We start from the raw sequence: 4,369 nt of genomic DNA, 5'->3' as shown, positions 1-4,369 counted from the left end.
GAGGCCGCCACCCCCGGCCTCGATCCCGCCCTGCTGGAGCCGGTGCTGCGGCGGGCGGCGGCGCTGCCGCGCCTGCACGCGCTGATCATCGCCCATGACGGGGTCCCGGTGGTCGAGCGCGCCTTCCACGGGCCGGGGCTGGACCAGCCGGTCAACATCAAGTCGGCCTCGAAGACGGTGATGTCGGCGCTGGTCGGCATCGCCATCGAACACCGCGTCTTCACCGGCGTCGACCAGCCGATCGCCCCGATCTTCGCCGGCTTCCTGCCGCCGACGGCGGATCCGCTGCTGGGCCGCATCACCATCGACCACCTGCTGTCGATGCGGGCCGGGCTGGACCGCACCTCGGGCCCGAACTACAGCCGCTGGACGCAAAGCCGGAACTGGGTGCACTACATCCTGGCCCAGCCCTTCGTCGACCAGCCCGGCGGAGGCATGCTGTATTCGACCGGCGACACCCATCTGCTGTCGGCGGCGCTGACTAGGGTCACCGGCCGCAGCACCCTGGCACTGATGCGCGACTGGCTGGGCGGCCCGCTGGGCATCGCCATACCGGCCTGGCCGCGCGACCCCCAGGGCATCTATGTCGGTGGCAACGACATGCGGCTGTCGCCCCGCGCCCTGCTGCGCCTGGGCGAGCTGTACCGCCATGACGGCATGGTCGATGGCCGCCGGGTGCTGCCGCAGGGCTGGGTGCAGAGCTCGTGGACGCCCCGCACCCGGTCGCCCTACACCGGCCATGCCTATGGCTATGGCTGGTTCATCACCACGGCGCGCGGCCATCCGGTCTATTATGCCTGGGGCTTCGGCGGGCAGATGCTCTATGTCGTGCCCGATCTGGGCCTGACCGTGGTGATGACCTCGAACCCGGCGGCGCCGTCCAACGACGGCTACGTCCAGGACCTGCACGGGCTGCTGGCCGACGGCATCGTGGCGGCGGCGGAGGCGGCGGGGAAGCCGGCGATCTAGGCCGGCCCCGGGCGACGAAAAGCAGGACAACGAAAAAGGGCCGGTGCGGTGCACCGGCCCTTCGAACCATTTGCCGAGGATGAGGCTTACGCCTTTTCCTTGCCCTGCTCCTGGGGCTTGTTGTCGCGACGCTCGGTGATGCGGGCGGCCTTGCCGCGGCGGTCACGGAGGTAATAGAGCTTGGCGCGGCGGACGGCACCGCGACGCACGACCTCGATCGAGTCGATGCGCGGGCTGTACAGCGGGAAGACGCGCTCGACGCCCTCGCCATAGCTGATCTTGCGCACGGTGAAGTGGCTGTTCAGGCCGGCGTTCTTGCGGCCGATGCAGACGCCCTCATAGGCCTGCACACGCTCACGCGTGCCTTCGATGACCTTGACGTTCACCTTGACCGTGTCGCCGGGCTGGAAGTCCGGGACCTTGCGGTCGGCGGTGAGCTTCTCGATCTGCTCCTGCTCGATCGTCTGGATGATGTTCATGGCTCTAGTCCTTCTTGTTCATTGGTGTCGCTTCGCCAATTGCCTGGCGCTCTCGGCCCGGGCGCTTTCGGACGTGGCTCCCGCCGCCATTCTCCCGTTCGGGATGCGCGGCGAGGTATCGCTGCCAGAGGTCCGGGCGTCGCTCCCGGGTGATGCTTTCCGCCTGGTCCAGGCGCCAGCGCCGCACCTTGTCGTGATGGCCGGAGACCAGGGTCTCCGGCACCGCGCGCGGTGCACCGTCAGCGCCCGTCCACAGGGCCGGCCGGGTATACAGCGGGTACTCCAGGAGACCCGCCCCGAACTCGTCCCCGAAACTCTCCTCCCCGGCACTCTCCGCGTTGCCCATGACACCGGGGAGCAGACGCACCACGGCATCGATCAGGGCCAGCGCGGCAAGCTCACCGCCGGACAGGACGAAATCGCCCAGGCTGACCTCTTCCGCCCCCTGGGCGTCGAGAAGCCGCTGGTCGACCCCTTCGTACCGGCCGCAGAGCAGGACGACCGCCTGTTCCGCCGCCAGCTCCCGCACCAGCGCCTGATCGAGCAGCCGGCCGCGGGGACTCAGATAGATCAGACGCTCCCCGGGCCGCCGCACCGCCTGGATGGCGTCGTCGAGAACCTGGGGAAGCATGACCATGCCGGCGCCGCCCCCGAAAGGGGCGTCGTCGACCGAGCGGTGCTTATCGCGCGCGAAACCGCGAATGTCCACCGATTCCAGCGCCCAGTCGCCGCGCGCCAGCGCTTTCCCGGCCAGGGACTGGCCGACCGGTCCCGGAAACATCTCCGGAAACAGCGTCAGGATGCGGGCGGTCCAGGCCATGTCAGGCCTGCTCCTCCGTATCGTCGTCCGCCTCTTCGGGCGGCCGTTCCGCCGGCTCCAGCAGCCCGGCCGGCGGGTCGATCACGACGCGACGGCCTGATATGTCGACCAGCGGCACCGCGGCGAGGGTGAACGGCACCATGACGGTGCCGCCGCCGACCCGCGCGACCTCCAGGAACTCGCCGGCGCCGAAATCGAAGACGGCGCGGATCGTGCCGAAGCGCTGCCCGTCCGGAAGGTCCGCCACAAGGCCGATCAGGTCGGCGTGGTAGAACTCGTCCTCTTCCGGCTCCGGCAGCGCGGCGCGGTCGACATACAGCCGCACGCCGCGCAGGGCGGCGGCGGCGTCGCGGTCGGCCACGCCGTCGACCCGGGCGATCCACTGGTCCTTGGCCCAGGACATCAGCTGCAGCGCAAAGCGCCGCGCCCCGGCCTCGTCCGAGACCGGGCCATAGGCGGTCAGGTCATCCGGTGCGGCGGTGAAGGGCTTGACCTTCACCAGGCCGCGGACGCCATGCGCCCCGGTGATCTGGCCGACGCAGACCTTGGCGGGTTGGGACATCGCGGACGATCCGATGGCGGCCCTCCCCTCGCCCTTTCACATTTGTCATGCCGGGCATGACAAATGGGGAGCGAAGGGAGAAGCCGTTCGGATCAGGCCTCGGCCGGGGCGGCGGCAGCGGCGGCGTCGGCAGCGGCCTTGGCGCGCTCCTGGGCCTTCGCCTTCGGCGCCGACTTGGACGGGGTGTCGCGGTAGGTCGGCATCGGCGCCAGCTCGGCCTGGCCGAGGAACTTGGCGACGCGGTCCGTCGGCTGGGCGCCGACCGACAGCCAATGCTTGATCCGGTCGGCCTTCAGCACCAGGCGCTCCGGATGATCCTTCTCCAGCATCGGGTTGTAGGTGCCGACCTTCTCGATGAAGCGGCCGTCGCGCGGGCTGCGCGTGTCGGCGATGACGATCGAGTAGAACGGGCGCTTCTTGGCGCCGCCACGGGTCAGGCGGATCTTGACGGACATTACGGTACTCTCCTCAGGGTCAATCTATAGTGTCACTAGGGAACGAAAGGGCGACCGCCCCTTACATCTTGAAGCCGGGGGGCAGCATGCCGGGCGGCAGCTTCGGCATGCCGCGCATCAGCCCGGCCTTCCCCAGCTTCTTCATCCGCTTCATCATGTCAGCCATCTGCTGATGCTGTTTCAGCAGCTTGTTCACATCCTGCACCGTGCTGCCGGACCCGGCGGCGATGCGGATCTTGCGCTTGGCATGGATGATCTTCGGGTTGCGGCGCTCGGTCGGCGTCATCGAGGAGATGATCGCCTCCTGCCGCTTGATCATCTTGTCGTCCAGGCCAGCGGTCTTCATCTGGTCCTTCATCTTGCCGATGCCGGGCAGCATGCCCATCAGCCCCTGCATGCCGCCCATCTTGCGCATCTGGCGCAGCTGGGAGGCGAGGTCCTCGAGGTCGAATTCGCCCTTCTGGATCTTGGCCGCGAGCTTCTCGGCATCCTCCTTCTCGATCGACTGCGCCGCCTTCTCGACCAGGCTGACGACGTCGCCCATGCCGAGGATACGGTTGGCGATGCGGTCGGGATGGAACAGCTCCAGCGCGTCCATCTTCTCGCCGACGCCGATCAGCTTGATCGGCTGGCCGGTGACGGCGCGCATCGACAGGGCGGCGCCGCCGCGGCTGTCGCCGTCGACCCGGGTCAGGACGATGCCGGTGACGCCGACCCGCTCATGGAAGGTGCGGGCGACGTTGACCGCGTCCTGGCCGGTCATGGCGTCGGCCACCAGCAGGGTCTCGGTCGGCTTGGTGGCATCGCGGATGGCCACCACCTCGGCCATCAGCTCCTCGTCGATGGCGAGGCGGCCGGCGGTGTCGAGCAGGACGACGTCGAAGCCTTCGAGGCGGCCGCGCTCCAGCGCGTCCATCTTCTCGCCCGTGCCGATCAGCTTGATCGGCTGGCCGGTGACGGCACGCATCGACAGGGCGGCGCCGCCGCGGCTGTCGCCGTCGACCCGGGTCAGGACGATGCCGGTGACGCCGACCCGCTCATGGAAGGTGCGGGCGACGTTGACCGCGTCCTGGCCGGTCATGGC

At 69.2% G+C, this 4,369-nt stretch carries 5 protein-coding genes and 1 pseudogene; 1 reads left to right on the top strand and 5 read right to left on the bottom strand.

Translation table 11 applies throughout. The annotated features are described in order from the left end of the window. A partial coding sequence (locus tag AC3XYG_RS06015; protein ID WP_489138904.1) for a serine hydrolase domain-containing protein occupies nt 1-969 on the top strand: 969 nt, incomplete at its 5' end. 86 nt (nt 970-1,055) lie between these two features. Here the strand turns inward: AC3XYG_RS06015 and rplS are convergent. The 5 genes and pseudogenes from rplS to AC3XYG_RS05990 all read right to left on the bottom strand — a co-directional run. Continuing rightward, entirely contained in the window at nt 1,056-1,448 is a 393-nt protein-coding gene (gene rplS, locus AC3XYG_RS06010) for a 50S ribosomal protein L19 (protein ID WP_309801630.1), read from the bottom strand. A gap of 4 nt (nt 1,449-1,452) precedes the next feature. Beyond that, a complete protein-coding gene (trmD, locus tag AC3XYG_RS06005; RefSeq protein ID WP_489138903.1) occupies nt 1,453-2,268 on the bottom strand; it encodes a tRNA (guanosine(37)-N1)-methyltransferase TrmD in 816 nt (271 codons plus the stop codon). A 1-nt stretch (nt 2,269) separates the two neighbouring features. Beyond that, complete coding sequence (gene rimM, locus AC3XYG_RS06000; protein ID WP_489138902.1) at nt 2,270-2,830, bottom strand: ribosome maturation factor RimM; 561 nt, start codon at nt 2,828-2,830, stop codon at nt 2,270-2,272. Nucleotides 2,831-2,922: 92 nt separating this feature from the next. Then, on the bottom strand, nt 2,923-3,285 hold the full coding sequence (gene rpsP / locus AC3XYG_RS05995; protein ID WP_489138901.1) for a 30S ribosomal protein S16: 363 nt from the start codon (nt 3,283-3,285) through the stop codon (nt 2,923-2,925). A 61-nt stretch (nt 3,286-3,346) separates the two neighbouring features. Further along, nucleotides 3,347-4,369 (bottom strand): annotated as a pseudogene (locus tag AC3XYG_RS05990) (hypothetical protein); the annotation flags it as partial.

Source organism: Inquilinus sp. (assembly GCF_057815775.1).
The sequence above is the reverse complement of the archived record's forward strand: the minus strand, read 5'-3'. Positions and strand labels throughout refer to the sequence as shown.

Excerpts from the sequence above, each read along its gene's own strand:
- rplS (WP_309801630.1), bottom strand. The coding sequence starts at position 1,448 with ATGAACATCATCCAGACGATCGAGCAGGAGCAGATCGAGAAGCTCACC.
- trmD (WP_489138903.1), bottom strand. The coding sequence starts at position 2,268 with ATGGCCTGGACCGCCCGCATCCTGACGCTGTTTCCGGAGATGTTTCCG.
- rimM (WP_489138902.1), bottom strand. The coding sequence starts at position 2,830 with ATGTCCCAACCCGCCAAGGTCTGCGTCGGCCAGATCACCGGGGCGCAT.
- rpsP (WP_489138901.1), bottom strand. The coding sequence starts at position 3,285 with ATGTCCGTCAAGATCCGCCTGACCCGTGGCGGCGCCAAGAAGCGCCCG.